The sequence below is a fragment of the Streptomyces sp. NPDC059037 genome (assembly GCF_042740015.1).
GTDB lineage: Bacteria > Actinomycetota > Actinomycetes > Streptomycetales > Streptomycetaceae > Streptomyces.
Genome location: NZ_JBHYIG010000003.1, coordinates 45,515 through 63,107, shown reverse-complemented (window position 1 = coordinate 63,107; position 17,593 = coordinate 45,515). Strand labels below are relative to the sequence as shown.

The window sequence follows — 17,593 nt, the reverse complement described above, 5'->3', positions numbered from 1 at the left end:
CCAATGGTGTGGGGGGGTTGGCATTACAAGATCTGCAGGGCGTGGGGGTGCTGGGGGCGCCCCGCCGGCACGGCGGCCGGGGGGGGCGGGACGCGGGGTCGGTACGTGCGGTCAGCGGCCGAGGCCGATGCGGTGCACCTGGTCCTGGCCCTCGGGGCCGGAGCCCGACTTGTCGACCGCGTACGCGGTGCCGTCGGTCACCTGGACGTGGTTGGGGTTGGCGCCGGTGGCCAGGGTCTCGACGACAATGCCATCGCGGGGGTCGACGACGGTGATGTTTCCGGGCGTCCGGTTGGCGACCAGGACGTGGCCCGAGCGCCGGTCGGTGGCGACGGACAGGGCGCCCGCGCCGGTCGGAACGGTTTTCGTGACGGCGCCCGCGCGCAGGTCGACGACCGAGAGGGTGCCGGCGGCCTGGTCGGCGGTGTAGGCGGTGCGGCCGTCCTTGGACAGTGCGACGGAGATCGGGCCGTCGCCGACTGGGATGAAGCGGGGGCTCTGGCTTTTCGGGGTGATCTCGATGATCCGGTCGTTCTTGAGGTCGGTGGCGTACGCGGCGCCGGTCTTCTCGTTCACCGCGAGTCCGGCCGGGCTCGTGCCCTCGACCGTGACGCGCTTCTTCTCCTTGTACGTACGGGTGTCGAAGGCGACGACGGTGCCGTCCCCGAAGCCGCTCGCCCACACCAGGTCGTGCTTCTCGTCCACGACGATCTCGCGGGCGTGGTTCACGCCGGGCAGCGAGGCGAGGTGCTTGCCGGTGCGCTGGCTGTAGACGGCGACGGAGTTGTCGCGGGTGTTCGTCGTCCAGACGGTGTTGTGCTCGTCGTCGACGGCGACGCCGTAGACGGCCTCGACCGCGCCGGTCTCCTCGTTGGTGACGGGAGGCGTGTACGTCGCCTCGACCTTCAGCGTGCTCGGGTCGACCTTCAGGAGGCTGGAGTTGGTGACCGGCGGGCGGCCCACCGCCGCCGTGGCCCACAGGACGTTGTTCCGCTCGGAGTACGCGGACTGGTAGAGGCCTTTGACGAGCGGCGCGGAATCGACGGTCGAGCCGGCCGAGCCGCTCGGGGCGGACGCGTGACCGGAGTGCGCGGTAGCCGTGGCGGGCAGCGCGAGCGAGCTGCCCGCGGCGAGGGCCACGGCGACCGCGGCGGTACGGCGGATACGGCGGGTGATGGAGGTCATGCTGCGTCAATCTCCTTGACAGAGGCACCTCTGTGAGAGGCGATCACTCATCAACTTAGCTTAGGCTCACCTAACTAAATGGCGATTCACGGTGTGGCGCGCACCACAACTCGACGGGGTGGTGCGGGCGTTGGCGTGAAAGGCCCGCCTCACGCCCGAGCGGACCGCCCGCCCCGTGTCCGGTAGAGGTCCGCCAGGAGCGCCACGGCGGCGTGCGTCGCCGGGAGCGGATCGTGGCGCCGCCAGATCAGCCGGACGGTGATGGGCGCGGCGTCGCGCAGCGGCCGGAAGACGACGCCGTCGCGGCGGTACTGGTTGCCGGTGCTCTCGGGGGTGAGGCCCACGCAGCGGCCCGACGCGATGATGGCGAGCCAGTCGTCGATGTCCCGCGTGTACTCCACGGTCGGACGCGTCCCCGCGGGCCACAGCTCGGCCGTGGTGGTGCCGGTGCGCCGGTCGATGAGCAGGGTCCGCTCCCGTATGTCGGCCAGCGGGACGGAGCGGCGCCTCGCCCACGGGTCGTCGGCGGCCATGGCGCAGTAGCGGCGCTCCTGTCCGACCACGGCGTCGGCGAACCGGGCCTCGTCGAAGGCGGTCCGTACGACGGCGAGATCGCACAGGCCCTCCGCGAGGCCGCCGGTCGCCGAGTTCGTGCGGATCAAGTACAGCTCGATGTCCGGGTGTTCGGCGGCCCAGCGGCGCTGGAACTCCGCGGTGTGACGGCCCATCGCCGACCAGGCGTGGCCGATGCGGAGCCGGGTGTGCCCGGTGGTCGCCTCGCGCACGAGGTCATCGGCCTCGGCGAGGACATGACGGGCCTTGGCCAGGACCTGCACACCGGCGGTCGTGGGCGTGACGCTCCTGCTGGTGCGATGCAGCAGCCGCACCCCGAGGGTCTCCTCCAGGCCGGCGAGGGTGCGCGAGACGGCCGCCTGGGACACACCGAGCTCGGCGGCCGCGTCGGTGAAGCTGCCGGTGTCGATGATGGCCACCAGGCAGCGCAGATGCCGAAGCTCCAGATCCATGACCCCAGCGTATAGATGAGCACTCACATGCATTTTGCGTATACGTGCGGGAGGCGCATTCTGCGGTGCATGCGAAGGTCTCAAGGCGCCGCCGGGCTCGGGGAAGTGGCGGCGGCGGAAGGTTCGGCCGGCCGGTTCTCGGGGACGGCCATGATGCTCGGCAGCGGTCTCTCCAACCAGGTCGGTGCCGCCACGGGCGCGCTCGCCTTCGACGCGATCGGCCCGGCCGGGGTGGTGGCCGTGCGGCAGTGGGTCGCCGGCGTCCTCCTGATGGCGGTGGGCAGACCGCGGCTGCGCGCCTTCACCTGGCGGCAGTGGTGGCCGCTGCTGTGTCTCGCGGCGGTCTTCGCCACCATGAACCTGTCGCTCTACACCGCGATCGACCGCGTGGGTCTCGGCCTCGCGGTGACGTTGGAGTTCCTGGGCCCGCTGACCGTCGCCCTTGCCGCGTCGCGGCGGGTGGTCGACCTGGGCTGTGCCCTCGTCGCGGGGGCGGCGGTGGTCACGCTGGCCCGCCCGCAGCCCACCACCGACTACGCCGGCATCGCGCTCGGTCTGCTCGCGGCTGTCTGCTGGGCCTCGTACATCCTGCTCAACCGCACCGTCGGGGCCCGCCTTCCGGGCGTCGAGGGATCGGCGACCGCCGCGGGCATCTCCGCCCTGCTCTACCTGCCGGTCGGCATCGTGGTCCTCGCCCACCACCCGCCGACCCTCACCGCCCTTGCCTGCGCGAGCGCCGCCGGACTGCTGTCCTCCGCGGTGCCTTTCCTGGCCGATCTGCTGGCCCTGCGCCGGGTCGACGCCCGCTTCTTCGGGATCTTCATGAGCGTCAACCCCGTCCTCGCCGCCCTCGTCGGTCTGGTCGTCCTGGGGCAGGCTCTGGACTGGGTGGAGTGGCTGGCCATCGCGGCGATCGTCGCGGCGAACGCGGTGAGCATCCTCGTACCAGGACGGCGTTCCAGGCGTACGACCGTCCGGTCACGGCCCCGGCCGACGGCCGCGGACCGGACGGTGTCGATGGAGCCGAGCCGCCGCTAGGGGCGGCTATTCGAACCGTTTGGTGTCGCCCGCGCCACGCCGCACGATCTCGGCCTCGCCGCTGGAGAAGTCGATGACCGTGGTCGGCTTCGTGCCGCAGTCGCCGGAGTCGACGACGTCGTCCACCACGTGGTCGAGCCGCTCCTTGATCTCCCAGCCCTGCGTCAGCGGCTCGTCCTCGTCGGGCAGCAGCAGTGTGCTGGAGAGCAGCGGCTCGCCGAGCTCGGCGAGCAGGGCCTGCGTCACGACATGGTCGGGAATCCGGACGCCGACCGTCTTCTTCTTCGGGTGCAGGAGCTGACGCGGCACCTCCTTCGTCGCGGGCAGGATGAAGGTGTAACTGCCCGGCGTGGCCGCCTTGATCGCCCGGAACACGTCGTTGTCGACATGCACGAACTGCCCCAGCTGCGCGAAGTCCCGGCAGACCAGCGTGAAGTGGTGACGATCGTCGAGGTTCCGGATCGTCCGGATGCGGTCGAGGCCGTCACGGTTGCCCAGCTGACAGCCCAGCGCGAAACAGGAATCCGTCGGGTACGCGACGAGCGCGCCGGACCGGATGTCGTCCACCACCTTGCCGATGGTGCGCTGCTGCGGATTCTCGGGGTGCACGTCGAAGTACTTCGCCATCCGCCGAGCGTACGTGATCAGACGGCCGGCTCCGGCGCGGCGAACGGGCGTCGAGCATGGATGTAGCTCAGCTTAACGAAGGTGCAATTCTCTTTGCTTGTCCTTTCAGGTCGCCGGCGGCATCGTTCAAGGGGCAACGGCCCGAACGATGCACGGACCACGGTCCGGACAAGGAGAACAAGCGTGAGCAGCGTCCCCGGAAGAACCTACGCAGGGATACGGGTGGGGGTCCTCGCGCTCCTCTGGGGGTCGACCTTCCTGTGGATCAAACTGGCCCTCGACGGTCTCTCGCCCGTCCAAGTCACCCTCGTACGCTGCGCGTTGGGAACCCTGACCCTCAGCGTCCTGCTGCTCGGCACGCGCCGCCGGCTTCCTCGGGGCGGGGCGACCTGGCGGCACGTCGTCGTGGCCGCGTTCTTCTGCAACGCCCTGCCGTTCGGCCTCTTCAGCGTGGGCGAGCAGACCGTCGACTCCGGGGTGGCCGGCGTGCTGAACGCGACGACTCCGCTGTGGTCGGTGCTCATCGGCCTCGCCATCGGCACGGAACGCGGGCTGCGCCCCGTCCGCCTGGCCGGGCTCCTGCTCGGCTTCGCGGGAGTGCTGCTGATCTTCGCCCCGTGGCAGCAGTCGGGGCTCGCGAGCTGGGGCGCGCTCGCCATCGTGGGCGCGGCGGGCAGTTACGCCGTCGGATTCGCGTACATGGGACAGCATCTGGTCGGGAAGGGCATCCCCACCATCTCCCTCTCGACGGCCCAACTCCTCGCGGCGACGGGGCTTACGACGCTGATGGTGCCGGTCGGCGGCCTCGAAACGGTCCATGTCCATCCCAAGGCCCTGATCGCCGTCGTCGTCCTGGGGGTCTTCGCCACCGGCATCACCTTCCACCTCACCTACCGGATCATCGCCGACGAGGGCGCGACCAACGCCGCGACGGTCGGCTATCTGCTGCCGGTGGTCTCCGTCGGACTCGGCGCCGTCGTGCTCGACGAGGCCTTCAGCCTCCGCGTGGCGGCGGGCATGGTCGTCGTACTCGTCGGAGTCGGCATGACGCGGCGGCAGAACGCAGTAATCACAGTGCGGCACGCAGAACTCGAAGCTCGGCACGCAGAACAGGAGGCGGTGAAATGACCGAGGTAACGGTCACGAACTCCCTCGCGGAGTCGCTGCCCGTGGACGCCATCGTGATCGGTGTCGCCCAGGGGCCCAAAGGACCGATGCCCACCCCCGACGCCACGGCGTTCGACGGCCCGTCGGCCGAACTGCTCGGCGCCCTCGGCATGACCGGTGCCGCGGGCGAGGCCGTCAAGGTCCCCGCACCGACCGGCGTCGAGGCGCGCCTCGTGCTCGCGGTCGGCCTGGGCGAGGCCGACGCCGACGGCGGGCACGACACCGAGGCGCTGCGCCGCGCCGCGGGCGTCGCGGCCCGGACCCTGGCCGGTGCCACGAAGGCCGTCCTCGCCCTTCCAGCTGGCACGGCCGATGCCGTGGAGGCGGTGGCGCTCGGCGGACTGCTCGGTGCGTACGCCTTCACCGCGTACCGGACCACCGGCGAGGACAAGCCTCCCGTCGGCGAGTTGACGATCCTCACCCGGCACGGGGACGCCGGGACTGCGCTGCGTCGCGCCACGGTGATCGGCCAGGAGCTGAACCGTGCCCGTGACCTCATCAACACACCGGCGAACGACCTGCACCCGGAGGGCTTCGCCGCCACCGTGCGGGCGGTCGGCGCGGAGTTCGGACTCGCGGTCGACGTGCTCGACGAGACGGCGCTCGCCGAGCACGGGTTCGGCGGCATCCTCGGCGTCGGCCAGGGCTCGGTGAATCCGCCGCGCCTTGTGCGGATCGCCCACACCCACCCCCGGGCGCGGACGAGCATCGCCCTTGTGGGCAAGGGCATCACCTACGACTCGGGCGGCATCTCGCTCAAGCCCGTCGGCTTCAACGAGATCATGAAGCGCGACATGTCGGGCGCCGCCGCCGTGTTCGCCGCGGTGACGGCCGCGGCACGGCTCGGCCTCCCGATCGACGTCACCGGCTGGCTGGCCCTTGCGGAGAACATGCCGTCAGGGTCCGCCGTCCGCCCCGGCGACGTCCTGCGGATGTACGGCGGCAGAACCGTCGAGGTGCGCAACACCGACGCCGAGGGACGGCTCGTCCTGGCGGACGCGCTGGTGCGCGCCGTCGAGGAACGGCCGGACGCCGTCGTGGACGTGGCGACCCTGACCGGCGCCATGCGGATGGGGCTCGGCAACCGCCTCTTCGGGGTGATGTCCCCCGACGACGCGTTCCGAGAGCGGATCGTGGACGCCGCGGGGCACACCGGCGAACCGGCCTGGCCGATGCCGCTGCCCGCCCAGCTGCGGGAGGGCCTTGACTCCCCGGTGGCCGACATCGCCAACCAGGGGGAGCGGATGGGAGGCGGACTCGTCGCGGGCCTGTTCCTCAAGGAGTTCGTGCAGGCCGGCACCCGCTGGGCACATCTGGACATCGCGGGACCGGCCTTCCACGAGGGCGCTCCGTACGGCTATACGCCCCAGGGCGGCACGGGAACCGCGGTCAGGACCCTGGTGCGCCTCGCGGAGGAGCTTGCCGATGCGCGATCGGAGGGGCGGCGATGAGGATCCTCCACCAGGTCGACTCGTTCACCCGGACTCCGTTCACGGGCAATCCCGCCGGGGTGGTCCTCGACGCGGACGGCATGACGGACGCCGACATGCTCGCGGTGGCGCGCGAGCTCAACAACTCCGAGACGGCGTTCGTGCTGCCCCCTGACGGCGCCGATCACGACGTACGCGTCCGCTTCTTCACCCCGACGACGGAAGTGCCGACCTGCGGGCACGCCACCGTGGGCGCGCACTTCGCCAGGGCCGTCGAGTACGGGCTGCCGTCCGGCTCGCTGGTGCAGAAGACGGGCGGCGGCCTTCGCCAGCGGGTGGAGATCATTCGTGCTGGTGCTGGTGCTGGTGCTGGTGCCGGTGCCGGTGCCGGTGCCGGTGCCGGTGACGGTGACGGTGACGGCGACGGTGATCGGGTGCGGATCGGGATGCACCAGGGGGCAGCCGACTTCGGGCCCGAGCTGGACGGCACCCAGGTGGACCGCCTGCTGCGGGCACTCGGTGCGAAATCCGGCGACCTCGCGGACGACGGGCCCGTCCAGATCGTCTCGACCGGGCACTCCAAGGTCATCGTGGAACTGCGCGACCGCGCCGCCGTGGACGGTCTGCGCCCCGACCCGGCCGCGCTGACGGCGCTCAGCCACGAGGTCGGCAGCAACGGCTGGTTCGTCTTCACCCGGGCCACCGGCGAGGCCGAACTCCTCACCTGGGCCCGGATGTTCGCCCCGGCGATCGGCATCGCCGAGGACCCGGTGACCGGCAACGGGCACGGCCCGCTCGGCGCCTACCTGGTGCACCACGGGATCGTGCCCGCACCGGGCGGGCGGCTCGACTTCACCGGCCGCCAAGGGGTGGCGATGGGACGGGCCGGTGAGGTCGGCGTACGGGTCGACGTGCGGTCCGGCTCCCGGCGGGGCGGGGAACTCCTGGTCTCGATCACGGGCGACGCGACGACGGCGTTCCGCGCGCGACTGAACGCGTGACGAAGGCGCGAGGAATCACGTGCCGTCGCGTACGTCGATTCATGCCAGTCCATCCAGGAAGTCGAGGACGCGGGCGTTGACCCGGTCCGCGTACTGGCCGGAGACGGCCTGCCTGGCATCGGGCCAGATCTCGGCCTGCGCGTGCGGAACCAGCTTCTGGGCGCGGTGCAGGACGCGGCGCGGATCGTGCGCAGTTCGTCGTCACTGAAGAGCGCGGGCACGGGCGCATGGCGGCCGCGATGACGCGCCCCGCCGGGTCGTCGGCGGCGGCCAGGCTGACCGACGCGACCCGCTCGGGCGCGCGCACCGCCTGGTTGCAGGCCAGCCGGCCACCGGCAGAGACGCTGAGCAGCTCCGTAAGCCAGACGGCCTGGTCGGCGCCGTCGCGGATGGGTGCCGTGTGCTTGCGCCAGAGCTTGGCCGTGCTCCCCGCGTCCCGCACGCCGCTGGACGTCCTGCGCGCGCTGCTGGCCGCGCCCTTCCGCTGAGCGCCGAGGGGCGTGCAGGCGCGCTCACGGGGGCGGCGTGCACGGCCGACGAGGCGCTCGCGCTGCTCGATCACCAGGTGGGGCTGCTGGTCGGCGACGTATGGCAAGGGCGATGTCCGAATCCCGCCAGCATCCGTGATCGGCGCATCCCACTGTGGAGGTGGAACGAAAGCGAGCGAAAGCGAACGGAAGGGGGCGACGATGACCGCCTGCACGACCATCACCAGCCCGTTGGGTGAACTCCTGCTGGTGGGCGAGGAGACACGCGACGGCACCACGCTGACGTCGCTGTCCGTGCCCGGCCAGAAGAACGCCCCTGCGGTGCGCGCCGACTGGCGGCACGCACCCGACCGGTTCGCGGGCGTCGCCCGGCAGCTGGCCGCGTACTTCGTCGGTGAACTCACCGGGTTCGACATCGAGTTCACCCCTAGCGGCACGGAATTCCAGCGTCGAGTGTGGCGCGCCGTTGAGGACATCCCGTACGGCACGTCGACCACGTACGGCGCGCTCGCCGAGCGGCTCGGGGTGGCCCGCGGGCGCGTCCAGGCCCTGGGCGCCGCGATCGGCGCGAACCCGCTCCTGATCGTGCGGCCCTGCCACCGCGTCATCGGCGCGGACGGCTCGCTGCGCGGCTACGCCGGCGGTGTGGAGCGCAAGGTGCAGCTCCTCACCCATGAGGGCGCCCTGCAGCCCACCCTCGTCTGACGCGTCCCGCAACCCGAAGGACCCGAACCATGACTTCCACCACGCACCCCGCGAGCCGCGTCACGTCACGTGTCCACGCGGGGGACTGGTCCGCGCTGACCGCCGAGCTCGACGCGCACGGCCACGCACTCACCGGCCCGCTCCTGAGCGCGGGGGAGTGCCGTGAGCTCGCCGCCCTGTACGACGACGCCGAACGATTCCGCACCACCGTCGACATGGCCCGGCACCGCTTCGGCTCCGGCCAGTACCGCTACTTCACCCATGAACTGCCCGATCTTGTCCGTGAGTTGAGGGAGGCCTTCTACCCCCGGCTGCTGCCCGTCGCCCGCGACTGGGCCGAGAAGCTCGGGAAGGCCGCACCCTGGCCGGACAGCCTGGAGGAATGGGTCGCGATGTGCCACGCGGCAGGCCAGCCCAAGTCCGCCCAGATCCTGCTGCGTTACGGCCCCGGCGACTGGAACGCCCTGCACCGCGACGTGTTCGGCGACATGCTCTTCCCGCTCCAGGTCGTCATCGGCCTCGACGCCCCCGGAACCGACTTCACCGGCGGCGAGTTCCTCATGACCGAGCAGCGCGCACGCGCCCAGTCACGCGGATCGGCCACGACCCTGCCGCGGGGGCACGGCCTGATCTTCACCACCCGCGACCGGCCCGTGGCCTCCAGGCGTGGCTGGTCGAACGCCCCCATGCGGCACGGCGTGAGCACCGTCCGTTCCGGGCGGCGGCGCACGCTCGGCCTGGTGTTCCACGACGCGGCGTGAAGTCCCCCGGCACGTACACACTCTGCGGCCCGGACGGAGAGCCGTATCGCAGCAGCACACCCGGCACGCTGGGCGGACACCGGCGCGGGCGCCTGTACGGACGCCTGGACTGCCCCTCCGCGCTGCGGGCCATCGCCCGCGGCCACTACGTCGCCCACCGGGTGTTCTTCGCCGACGAGGCGACCGCCATCGCCGCCGGACACCGGCCGTGCGCGGTCTGCCTGCCCGCCGCGTACGCCCGATGGAAAGCCCACACGGAAGGCGGCACCACCGCACCATGAGCATCCACGACCGTACCCTGAGCATCATCGAGGAGCGGCAGCGCTCCCGCTCACCCCTCATCGCCGCCGCGGACCTGGCCGCCCACCCGGACCTGCGCGTTCCCCTCGCGCACACGGAAGCCGAACTCACAGCCCTCATCGGCCTGTTGAGCCTCCCCAAGGCGCGGATCGAGGCCGTCGTCATCGGGCACAGCCGAGATCCGGCCTCCCGGACATCCGCCGCGGCCTTCGCCGCCGCCTGGACGGCACGCGGCGGCACGGTTCTCGCGACGGTGCACTGGCCCGAGACGGCCGCCTCCTGGCTGCGTGCCGCGAACCGCCTGACCGCCGAACCGCCGCACGCCTGGGTGATGGCGGCCGCGCCCCTCGGCTTCGCCCAGCTCGCGCGGCGCCTGCGGCACTCCACCTCATGGGACCCCGCCCGCACCTACGCCTTCGGCTCCCTCGCGGACTCGCGGCTGCCCGCGCTCGCCGGTCCCGGCGTCCTGGACGGGCTGCGCGGTGCGAGCGCGGACGGCGCCACCTGGGACGTGCGCCGGGGATGGGTCACCTCATACGCGCCGGTCAACTCCGCACCCCGCTCGAACGGTTGACCTGTACGCTCGGGCGATGAACGCAGAAGACGCCAACCTCCTCATCGACACCAGCAAGCCCCACCCGGCCCGCGTCTACGACTGGCTGCTCGGCGGCAAGGACAACTACCTGGTCGATCAGGAGATGGGCGAGAAACTGCCGCCCGAGGCGAGGGCCAACGCGGCACGGAACCGGGCGTTCATGCACCGTGCCGCCGCCTGGCTCGCGCACCACGGCGTCCGCCAGTTCCTCGACATCGGCACCGGCATCCCCACCACGCCGAACCTGCACCAGATCGTCCAGGAGATCGCCCCCGCCTCCCGGGTCGTGTACGCCGACAACGACCCCATCGTGCTGCGCCACGCCGAAGCCCTCCTTGTCAGCACCCCGGAAGGCGCCACGGACTACATCCAGGCGGATGTGCGCAGGCCCGAGGCCATCCTCGACCACGCGCGCGAGTTCCTGGACTTCGGCAAGCCCGTCGCCCTGTCCCTCATCGCGCTGCTGCACTTCATCACCGACGACGAGGACCCGTACGCCCTCACCCGCTCCCTCGTGGACGCCCTGCCGTCCGGCAGCTACCTGGTCCTCTCGCACGGCACCACCGACGAGCATCCCGAGCTCGTGGAGTCCGTCAAGAACACCTACCGGGAGGGCCAGGTGCCGCTGCGGATGCGGCGTCGCGAAGAGGTCGAGCCCTTCTTCGACGGCCTGGAGCTCGTCGACCCGGGCCTGGTGACGGCGACGCGCTGGTACCAGGAATCGCCCGCCCCGAAGGAGGAGTTGAGCGGCTTCTACGTGGGCGTCGCCCGCGTCCCGTAAGGGACCCGCGTCCCGTAAGGCAGGAGAACAGCCCCGACCTGCCCCGCGGCCCGCCTTTCCTTACGCTGGAAGCAGAGGTGAGGAGGGCCGTCATGCCGGCCATCGCCGTGCACAAGGCAGCGCTGCGTGAGGGGCTCGTCCTTCCGTACGCCGAGGTGGGTGGCCCCTCGGGTGTGCCGGTCGTGCTTGTCCACGGCTATGCCGACTCCTGGTGGTCGTTCGAGCCGCTGCTGCGGCGCATGCCCGCCTCGCTGCATGCGTACGCGCCCACGCAGCGGGGCCACGGGGACGCCGACAAGCCCCCGGACGGCTATCTCCCCGAGGACTTGGCCGCCGACCTCGTCGCCTTCATGGACAGCGTCGGGATCGAGCGCGCCGTGCTCGTCGGGGGATCGAGCGGAGGCGTACAGGCGCGCATCGTCGCGGGCCGCTATCCCGACCGCGTGGCCGGGCTCGTGCTCCTGGGCGTCCCGGTCACCCTCGCCGACAAGCCCGCCGCCGGTGAGCTGTGGGACGTCGTACGGAACCTTGAGGGCCCGGTGGACCGCGGCTTCGTGGGGCGGTTCGCGCTCGGCATGACAGCCGAGCCCGTCGCCCGCGGTTTCCTGGAGACCATCGTCGAGGAGAACCTGAAGGCACCCGCCCGCGTGTGGCGGGAGACGCTGCGCGGCCTCCTCGAAACCGATCTGCGCGCGACCCTGGCCGGGATCCTCGTCCCCACGCTGGCCGTCTGGGGCGACCAGGACCCGATCGTGACGCGCGCGGAGCAACAGACGGTCCTCGACACCGTCATCGGCTCCCGGCTGATCGTCTACGAGGGCGCCGGACACGCCGTGTACTGGGAAAGGCCGGAACGGGTGGTGCGGGACATCGCCGAGTTCGCCGAGAGCGCCGCCTGATCAGCGGCGGCCGGACCTCGGCCCCGCCGTGCTCGGCAGCATCCCTTGCGGATGCCATCGGCGTACGGGCGTGCTGTGCTGGCCATAGAGCGGCGGCCGCGGCCCGCCTCGCGGCGGCCCCCCACATGCCCTTCATCGCACCCCCTCGTCACACAAATCGCACCCCCTCGTCACACAAGGAGTCAGCCGCCATGGCGATCTTCATGCACGCCTCCCTCACGGGCACCACCACCGACCAGTACGACGCCCTCAACGGGAAGCTCCAGGAAACGCCCGAGATCTTCGAGGGCTGTATCGCCCACGTCTGCGTCCCGCGCAGCGACGGCCTGGACATCTACGACCTCTGGGAGTCCGAGCAGCACATGCAGACGTTCATGGGGAAGCTGATGCCCGTCGCCGAGGGACTCGGCATGTCCGGTCCCGGAGGACAGCCCAAGGTGGACTCCGTGCACAACTACTGGATCCCCGGAGCCTGACCGTCGCGCGAAGCCGTTTGCCGTGCGGGCCCGGCCCGCACGGGCGACGATGGAGGCATGGAGCGGACATCCCTCGGTGATGTCAGCACACCGGGACGCGTCGCCGCTGCCGACGAGGGCATCAGCGAGGAAGAGCTGGGCCTGGCGGCACGCAATCACGGGCTGCCGCTGGAAGCGCTGCGCTACGACGTCACACCGCCCGGCCTCCACTACGTGCTGGTCCACTACGACATCCCCGCGGCCGACGCGGACACCTGGCGGCTCTCCGTCGGCGGACAGGTCCGTACGCCCCTGGAACTGAGCCTCGCGGAACTGCGGGCGCTGCAGGCCGTCACCCACCGGGTCACGATGGAGTGCGCGGGCAACGGCCGCGCCCGGCTGAGCCCGCGCCCGGTCAGCCAGCCCTGGCTGGTGGAGGCGGTGGGCACCGCCGACTGGACGGGCGTACCGCTGCGGACGGTGCTCGCGGCGGCTGGAGTCGAGGACGGCGCGGTCGAGGCCGTGTTCACCGGTGCTGACCACGGAGTCGAGCGCGGCGTCGAGCAGGACTACCGGCGCAGCCTGCAACTCCCCGTGGGCGCGGACGTACTGCTCGCGTACGCGATGAACGGCGGCCCGCTGCCGCCCCAGCACGGCTACCCGCTGCGGCTCGTCGTCCCCGGCTGGTACGGCATGGCGCACGTCAAATGGCTCCGCCACATCGAACTGACCGACACCCCGTTCACCGGCTTCCAGCAGGCCGTGGCGTACCGGTTCCGGCAGTCCCCCGACGAGCCCGGCGAGCCCGTCACCCGGATCGCCCCGCGCGCCCTGCTGGTCCCGCCCGGCTTCCCGGACTTCATGTCACGCGTACGGGTCGTGCGCCCCGGACCCGTCGATCTTGCGGGACGCGCCTGGTCGGGATACGGGCCGGTCACCCGGGTCGAGGTCAGCGCCGACGACGGCCGCACCTGGACCGACGCCGAGGTCGCGGGACGGGGCCCGCACCGCTGGGGATGGCAGGCCTGGCACACCACGTGGCACGCGACGGCGGGCCGGCACACCCTGACCGTCCGGGCATCCGACGCCGACGGACACATCCAGCCCCTCGAACAGCCCTGGAACCGGGGAGGCTTCGGCAACAACCTCGTGCAACGCGTCCCGGTCCTGTGCCGCTGACCGGCTCATCGATCCGAGGCACGCAGCCGGGTCGCGTCCTGCGCGGGCGGCAGCCCGAAGGCACGGCGGTACTCGCGGTTGAACTGCGTCGCGCTCACGTACCCGACGGCCTGCGCGGCCTGTACGGCCGTGCCGTCCCCGGCAACCAGCAGCCGGCGCGCTTCCCGCAGCCGCAGCTGCTTCTGGAACCGCAGCGGGCTCATCCCGGTGGCGGCCTTGAAGTGGCGGTGCAGGGTGGCGGTGCTCATGTGCGCCACCGCCGCGATCGTGTCGACGGCGAGCGGCTCGGCGTAATGGGCGCAGATCCACCGGGCCGCCGCGCGCACCCGCGCCCCGCTGGAGTCGGTCAGGGTGAAATCACGGAGCAGCGGGCCGAGCGGGCTGCCGAGCAGGCGGTAGAGGATCTCGCCCTCGATGCGGGCCGCGAGCGGGCGGATGTCCTCGGGGGTGTCGAGCAGCCGCACCCAGCGGGTGACCGCGTCGACGAGGTCCGGGGTCATCGGCGCGGTCAGCTGCCCGCCGGGAGCGGCGGGTGTACGCGGTGCGGCGCCGTCGAGTTCGACGAGCAGATCGGCGATGACCTGGGCGTCGAGCCGCATGACGGCCGAGCGGTACGGCATCTCCTCGAACGTGGCGGTGACCGGCATCGCGACGGAGTTGAAGAACATCTGGCCGCGCCCCGTCACCCAGCTCCGGTCGCCCGCGACACCGCGCTTGGCGCCCTCGACGGTGAAGCAGATCATCGGCTCGTACAGGAGGTCGGCGGGGGCTTCGGGCTCGTCGAGCGCGACCACGGTCAGGCGGGGCACCGCGCCGTCGGACCAGGTGCCGTTGGTGTGCCGGGCGATGGCCGCAGCGAGCTGGTCCAGCATGCAGGCTCCTTTGTCCCCCGAGCTGGAGGATCAGGTGTTCCCCGACTGAGAGGATCAGGCAAGACTATGCGGCCGTCGCCCCATGCCGCGCGGTGCGTTCGCTCCTAGCGTCGACGGCATGACACAGAACGATGACAAGCACGACAAGCACGACAAGCACGACAAGCACGGCAAGCACGGCAAGCACGGCAAGCACGGCAAGCACGACCGGCACGGCAAGAACCTCCCCCGGCGCAAGCTCGGCACACAGGGCCTGGAGGCCGGGGCGATCGGTCTCGGCACGATGGGCATGACGATGGCGTACGGCGCCGGCGACGAGCCGGGCGGCATCGCCACCATCCGCCGCGCGTACGAACTGGGCGTCACGCTCTTCGACACCGCGGAGCTGTACGGCATGGGCACCGGCAGCAACGAGCGGCTGCTCGGCCGCGCGGTCGAGGACTTCCGCGACGACATCGTGCTCGCCACCAAGTTCGGCTTCGACATGAACGCCCCGCAGAACGCGGAGGGTTACGCGCTCAACAGCAGGCCCGAGCACATCCGCGAGGTCACCGAGAACAGCCTGCGCCACCTCGGCACCGACCGCATCGACGTCCTCTACCAGCACCGCGTCGACCCGGACGTGCCGATCGAGGACGTGGCGGGCACGATCGGCGAGCTGATCGCCGCAGGCAAGGTGCGCCATCTCGGGCTCAGCGAGGCGGGGCCGGACATCATCCGGCGCGCCCACGCCGTGCATCCGGTGTCGGTGCTGCAGACCGAGTACTCCATGTTCGAGCGGGCCGTGGAGGCGGACGTCCTGCCCGTGGTGCGGGAGCTCGGCATCGGCTTCGTGCCGTACTCGCCGCTGGGCCGCGGCTTCCTCACCGGTGCCGTGCGGCCCGCCGCCGAGTACCCGGCGGACGACATGCGCAGCTGGGACGACCGCTGGCAGCCCGGCAACTACGAGCGGAACCTGGCCGCGGTCCGCGAGCTGACCGCCCTCGCCGAAGCCAAGGGCGCGTCCGTCACCCAACTGGCGCTCGCCTGGCTCCTTGCCCAGGGCGACGACATCGTGCCGATCCCGGGGACGCGTGATCCACGGCGTCTTGAGCAGAACGTCGCGGCGGCGGACCTCACGCTCACACCGGCGGACCTGGCCCGCGTCCAGGAGATCCTGCCGCACGGCGGCGCGGGGTCCCGCTACCCGGAGGCGATCATGCCGTCCTGGTGACGCCTGCGGCCCGGATCGCGTCGACGGCGATCCGGGCCGTCGTGCCGATGACCGCGTCGGCCGCGGGCAGGACGGCGGCCGTGGCGGCGGAGCGGGTGAACACGGCGACCGCGTACCGGCCGCCGTCGGGGTACTCGATGACGCCGACCTCATTGCGCAGCGTCGGCAGGCTGCCGGTCTTGCCCGCCACGTGTACGTCGTCGAAGGGGAAGCCGGAAGCCATCCGGTGCGGCCACACCTGTAGGCCGAGCACACGGCGGATGGCCGCCCCGTGCTCGGCCGTGCAGGCCTCGTCGCGCCAGACCGCGCCGAGCAGCCGGGTCATCTCGCGCGGGGTGCTGCGATTGGACCGGGCGGGGTCCAACGCCCTTAGCCTGCCGATGACATGAGGGTCCGTCAGGACCTGGGAACCGCCAGGACCCGTGTCCTCCCTGAGGGTGGCCAGGAGCCCGCCGAAGCTGTGCAGCGCCCGGGTGCGGCTCAGACCGAGGTCCGCGGTCGAGCGGTTGACGGCGTCGATGCCGACCCGGTCGAGCAGCAGGTCGGCGGCGGCGTTGTCGCTGACCGCCATCATCGAGTACGCCAGATCGCGCAGGGACATGCGGACGGGATCGAGCATGGCGGCGAGCCCGGTCCCGCCGGGAGCGCGGTCCGTCAGCGGGCATTCCACCTGCTCGGTGAGGTCGAGGCCGCCGGCCGCGGCCCGCTGGTGGAGGGCGACAAGGAGACAGAGCTTGTGGACGCTCGCCGTGACGACCGGATGGTCGCCGCCGGCGTCGATCTCCGCGCCGGAGTCGATGTCGCAGGCGTGCAGCCAGCCGGTGACGCCGGCTTCGGCGAAGGCCGTGCGGATGCGGTTGAGGGTGTCGTTCACAGCCAGAACTCCGATGCGGGGCGCAGGTGGAGAGGTCGCGACGGCGGGTCGGCGCTCGCCCCCGCGGTGTCGCGCAGGGCGCGCGTCGCCGCGTCCGCGAAGGTGCTGACGGCGGAGTCCCGGTGCCCCTGCGGCCAGGCGACGGAGTGCCGCCAGGCGAGCGGTGCACCGGTGAGGGGGCGCCAGACGACGTCCGGGTCCCGGTCGCCGGAGGGGTGCACGTCCCGGGGGCTGAAGGCGACCGCGTTCGCCGAGAGAACCAGACCCCGCACGAAGCTGGACCCCTGGCCGTGCCGGACGGTGGCGGGGGAGTAGCCGCCCCGGGCGCAGGTGGTCAGGATGTCGTCGTGCAGCGCGGGCGCCCCGGCGCGGGGGAAGAGGACCAGGTCGTATCCGCTGAGGGAGGCCAGCGGAATCTCGCCGAGCGCGGCCTGCGGCGCGGCGCGCGACAACAGCACGCCAAGCTCGCGGCGGAGCACGGGCCCCAGTTCGAGCCCCGTGATGTCGCACGGGTGGTGGATGAGCCCGACGTCCAGGTCGTGCGAGGCGAACCGGGCCAGCTGCTGGGCGGTGGACAGCTCGTGCAGCTCCAGCTCCACGCCGACGTGCCGCTGCCGGAAGTCCGCCATGATCGCGGCCACCGTCTCCCCGCCGATGTCGGCCGACAGACCGGCCCGCAGCAGCCCGCTCTCGCCGTCCCGGATGCGGCGGGCGGTGGCCATCAGGGCATCGGACCGCGCAAGGAGCGCACGGGCCTCGTCGAGGAGCAGCACTCCGGCTTTGGTGATGGTCACCTGCCTGCTGGTGCGATCGAAGAGACGTACCCCCAACTCGCGCTCCAGACGCTGGATGCGCTGCGACAGCGGGGGCTGGGCCATCCCGAGACGGGCGGCGGCGCGGCCGAAGTGTGACTCTTCTGCAACAGCCACAAAGCACTCCAGGTGCCGCACCAGGTCCATGAGCAGCAACGATATCTCATCTGTATCAATCCAAGATTG

The 17,593-nt window shown here is 71.8% G+C and carries 20 protein-coding genes; 14 read left to right on the top strand and 6 right to left on the bottom strand.

The features are described from left to right. Positions 1-111 precede the first annotated feature (111 nt). Positions 112-1,185 carry a YncE family protein gene (locus tag ACFWY6_RS01435; RefSeq protein WP_384684941.1) on the bottom strand — a complete coding sequence of 358 codons (1,074 nt, stop codon included), beginning with the start codon at positions 1,183-1,185 and terminating at the stop codon, positions 112-114. 149 nt (positions 1,186-1,334) lie between these two features. Continuing rightward, positions 1,335-2,210, bottom strand: coding sequence for a LysR family transcriptional regulator (locus tag ACFWY6_RS01430; RefSeq protein WP_384684938.1), 876 nt, complete (start codon positions 2,208-2,210; stop codon positions 1,335-1,337). A gap of 69 nt (positions 2,211-2,279) precedes the next feature. Between ACFWY6_RS01430 and ACFWY6_RS01425 the strand changes: the two genes are divergently transcribed. Next, positions 2,280-3,248, top strand: a complete 969-nt coding sequence (locus ACFWY6_RS01425; protein ID WP_384684935.1) for a DMT family transporter — start codon at positions 2,280-2,282, stop codon at positions 3,246-3,248. Between the two features lie 6 nt (positions 3,249-3,254). On the opposite strand, the gene ACFWY6_RS01420 is transcribed toward ACFWY6_RS01425, so the two are convergent. Continuing rightward, positions 3,255-3,875: an L-threonylcarbamoyladenylate synthase gene (locus ACFWY6_RS01420; protein ID WP_384684932.1), complete on the bottom strand. Its 621-nt coding sequence runs from the start codon at positions 3,873-3,875 to the stop codon at positions 3,255-3,257. A gap of 183 nt (positions 3,876-4,058) precedes the next feature. Here ACFWY6_RS01420 and ACFWY6_RS01415 point away from each other — a divergent pair, with 183 nt between their 5' ends. From ACFWY6_RS01415 to ACFWY6_RS01360, 12 genes are all read left to right on the top strand, one after another. Further along, positions 4,059-5,003 (top strand): DMT family transporter, encoded by a 945-nt coding sequence (locus ACFWY6_RS01415; protein WP_384684929.1) that lies wholly within the window; start codon positions 4,059-4,061, stop codon positions 5,001-5,003. Continuing rightward, on the top strand, positions 5,000-6,493 hold the full coding sequence (locus ACFWY6_RS01410) for a leucyl aminopeptidase (protein ID WP_384684926.1): 1,494 nt from the start codon (positions 5,000-5,002) through the stop codon (positions 6,491-6,493). Before ACFWY6_RS01415 ends, ACFWY6_RS01410 begins: the two co-directional genes overlap by 4 nt. Then, the gene (locus ACFWY6_RS01405) at positions 6,490-7,473 is read left to right on the top strand and encodes a PhzF family phenazine biosynthesis isomerase (RefSeq protein WP_384684923.1); all 984 of its coding nucleotides are present in this window, start codon (positions 6,490-6,492) and stop codon (positions 7,471-7,473) included. Before ACFWY6_RS01410 ends, ACFWY6_RS01405 begins: the two co-directional genes overlap by 4 nt. Before the next feature lie 227 nt (positions 7,474-7,700). Continuing rightward, on the top strand, positions 7,701-7,961 hold the full coding sequence (locus tag ACFWY6_RS01400; RefSeq protein ID WP_384684920.1) for a hypothetical protein: 261 nt from the start codon (positions 7,701-7,703) through the stop codon (positions 7,959-7,961). Positions 7,962-8,162: 201 nt separating this feature from the next. Next, positions 8,163-8,666 (top strand): methylated-DNA--[protein]-cysteine S-methyltransferase, encoded by a 504-nt coding sequence (locus ACFWY6_RS01395; protein ID WP_384684917.1) that lies wholly within the window; start codon positions 8,163-8,165, stop codon positions 8,664-8,666. A gap of 29 nt (positions 8,667-8,695) precedes the next feature. Next, positions 8,696-9,427 (top strand): 2OG-Fe(II) oxygenase, encoded by a 732-nt coding sequence (locus ACFWY6_RS01390; protein ID WP_384684914.1) that lies wholly within the window; start codon positions 8,696-8,698, stop codon positions 9,425-9,427. After that, positions 9,424-9,708 (top strand): metal-binding protein, encoded by a 285-nt coding sequence (locus ACFWY6_RS01385; protein WP_384684911.1) that lies wholly within the window; start codon positions 9,424-9,426, stop codon positions 9,706-9,708. The genes ACFWY6_RS01390 and ACFWY6_RS01385 overlap by 4 nt, the downstream gene beginning before the upstream one ends. Beyond that, complete coding sequence (locus ACFWY6_RS01380; protein ID WP_384684908.1) at positions 9,705-10,301, top strand: hypothetical protein; 597 nt, start codon at positions 9,705-9,707, stop codon at positions 10,299-10,301. The genes ACFWY6_RS01385 and ACFWY6_RS01380 overlap by 4 nt, the downstream gene beginning before the upstream one ends. Before the next feature lie 16 nt (positions 10,302-10,317). Then, positions 10,318-11,103 carry an SAM-dependent methyltransferase gene (locus ACFWY6_RS01375; RefSeq protein WP_384684905.1) on the top strand — a complete coding sequence of 262 codons (786 nt, stop codon included), beginning with the start codon at positions 10,318-10,320 and terminating at the stop codon, positions 11,101-11,103. Between the two features lie 92 nt (positions 11,104-11,195). After that, a complete protein-coding gene (locus ACFWY6_RS01370; RefSeq protein ID WP_384684902.1) occupies positions 11,196-12,002 on the top strand; it encodes an alpha/beta fold hydrolase in 807 nt (268 codons plus the stop codon). Positions 12,003-12,193: 191 nt separating this feature from the next. After that, positions 12,194-12,478: a hypothetical protein gene (locus tag ACFWY6_RS01365; RefSeq protein WP_384684899.1), complete on the top strand. Its 285-nt coding sequence runs from the start codon at positions 12,194-12,196 to the stop codon at positions 12,476-12,478. A 57-nt stretch (positions 12,479-12,535) separates the two neighbouring features. Beyond that, positions 12,536-13,636: a sulfite oxidase gene (locus ACFWY6_RS01360; RefSeq protein WP_384684897.1), complete on the top strand. Its 1,101-nt coding sequence runs from the start codon at positions 12,536-12,538 to the stop codon at positions 13,634-13,636. A gap of 5 nt (positions 13,637-13,641) precedes the next feature. Here ACFWY6_RS01360 and ACFWY6_RS01355 read toward each other — a convergent pair whose 3' ends face one another. Further along, positions 13,642-14,508 (bottom strand): AraC family transcriptional regulator N-terminal domain-containing protein, encoded by an 867-nt coding sequence (locus tag ACFWY6_RS01355; protein WP_384684894.1) that lies wholly within the window; start codon positions 14,506-14,508, stop codon positions 13,642-13,644. A gap of 118 nt (positions 14,509-14,626) precedes the next feature. Between ACFWY6_RS01355 and ACFWY6_RS01350 the strand changes: the two genes are divergently transcribed. After that, positions 14,627-15,721: an aldo/keto reductase gene (locus tag ACFWY6_RS01350; RefSeq protein ID WP_384684891.1), complete on the top strand. Its 1,095-nt coding sequence runs from the start codon at positions 14,627-14,629 to the stop codon at positions 15,719-15,721. Here ACFWY6_RS01350 and ACFWY6_RS01345 read toward each other — a convergent pair. Together ACFWY6_RS01345 and ACFWY6_RS01340 are read right to left on the bottom strand one after the other, a co-directional pair. Beyond that, complete coding sequence (locus ACFWY6_RS01345; RefSeq protein WP_384684888.1) at positions 15,705-16,595, bottom strand: serine hydrolase; 891 nt, start codon at positions 16,593-16,595, stop codon at positions 15,705-15,707. The genes ACFWY6_RS01350 and ACFWY6_RS01345 overlap by 17 nt on opposite strands. Continuing rightward, positions 16,592-17,554, bottom strand: coding sequence for a LysR family transcriptional regulator (locus ACFWY6_RS01340; protein ID WP_266872916.1), 963 nt, complete (start codon positions 17,552-17,554; stop codon positions 16,592-16,594). The genes ACFWY6_RS01345 and ACFWY6_RS01340 overlap by 4 nt, the downstream gene beginning before the upstream one ends. Between the last annotated feature and the right edge of the window lie 39 nt (positions 17,555-17,593).

Excerpts from the sequence above, each read along its gene's own strand:
- ACFWY6_RS01350 (WP_384684891.1), top strand. The coding sequence starts at position 14,627 with ATGACACAGAACGATGACAAGCACGACAAGCACGACAAGCACGACAAG.
- ACFWY6_RS01340 (WP_266872916.1), bottom strand. The coding sequence starts at position 17,554 with ATGGACCTGGTGCGGCACCTGGAGTGCTTTGTGGCTGTTGCAGAAGAG.
- ACFWY6_RS01430 (WP_384684938.1), bottom strand. The coding sequence starts at position 2,210 with ATGGATCTGGAGCTTCGGCATCTGCGCTGCCTGGTGGCCATCATCGAC.
- ACFWY6_RS01370 (WP_384684902.1), top strand. The coding sequence starts at position 11,196 with ATGCCGGCCATCGCCGTGCACAAGGCAGCGCTGCGTGAGGGGCTCGTC.
- ACFWY6_RS01375 (WP_384684905.1), top strand. The coding sequence starts at position 10,318 with ATGAACGCAGAAGACGCCAACCTCCTCATCGACACCAGCAAGCCCCAC.
- ACFWY6_RS01365 (WP_384684899.1), top strand. The coding sequence starts at position 12,194 with ATGGCGATCTTCATGCACGCCTCCCTCACGGGCACCACCACCGACCAG.
- ACFWY6_RS01410 (WP_384684926.1), top strand. The coding sequence starts at position 5,000 with ATGACCGAGGTAACGGTCACGAACTCCCTCGCGGAGTCGCTGCCCGTG.
- ACFWY6_RS01395 (WP_384684917.1), top strand. The coding sequence starts at position 8,163 with ATGACCGCCTGCACGACCATCACCAGCCCGTTGGGTGAACTCCTGCTG.
- ACFWY6_RS01435 (WP_384684941.1), bottom strand. The coding sequence starts at position 1,185 with ATGACCTCCATCACCCGCCGTATCCGCCGTACCGCCGCGGTCGCCGTG.
- ACFWY6_RS01360 (WP_384684897.1), top strand. The coding sequence starts at position 12,536 with ATGGAGCGGACATCCCTCGGTGATGTCAGCACACCGGGACGCGTCGCC.
- ACFWY6_RS01400 (WP_384684920.1), top strand. The coding sequence starts at position 7,701 with ATGGCGGCCGCGATGACGCGCCCCGCCGGGTCGTCGGCGGCGGCCAGG.
- ACFWY6_RS01355 (WP_384684894.1), bottom strand. The coding sequence starts at position 14,508 with ATGCTGGACCAGCTCGCTGCGGCCATCGCCCGGCACACCAACGGCACC.
- ACFWY6_RS01425 (WP_384684935.1), top strand. The coding sequence starts at position 2,280 with ATGCGAAGGTCTCAAGGCGCCGCCGGGCTCGGGGAAGTGGCGGCGGCG.
- ACFWY6_RS01420 (WP_384684932.1), bottom strand. The coding sequence starts at position 3,875 with ATGGCGAAGTACTTCGACGTGCACCCCGAGAATCCGCAGCAGCGCACC.
- ACFWY6_RS01380 (WP_384684908.1), top strand. The coding sequence starts at position 9,705 with ATGAGCATCCACGACCGTACCCTGAGCATCATCGAGGAGCGGCAGCGC.
- ACFWY6_RS01405 (WP_384684923.1), top strand. The coding sequence starts at position 6,490 with ATGAGGATCCTCCACCAGGTCGACTCGTTCACCCGGACTCCGTTCACG.
- ACFWY6_RS01390 (WP_384684914.1), top strand. The coding sequence starts at position 8,696 with ATGACTTCCACCACGCACCCCGCGAGCCGCGTCACGTCACGTGTCCAC.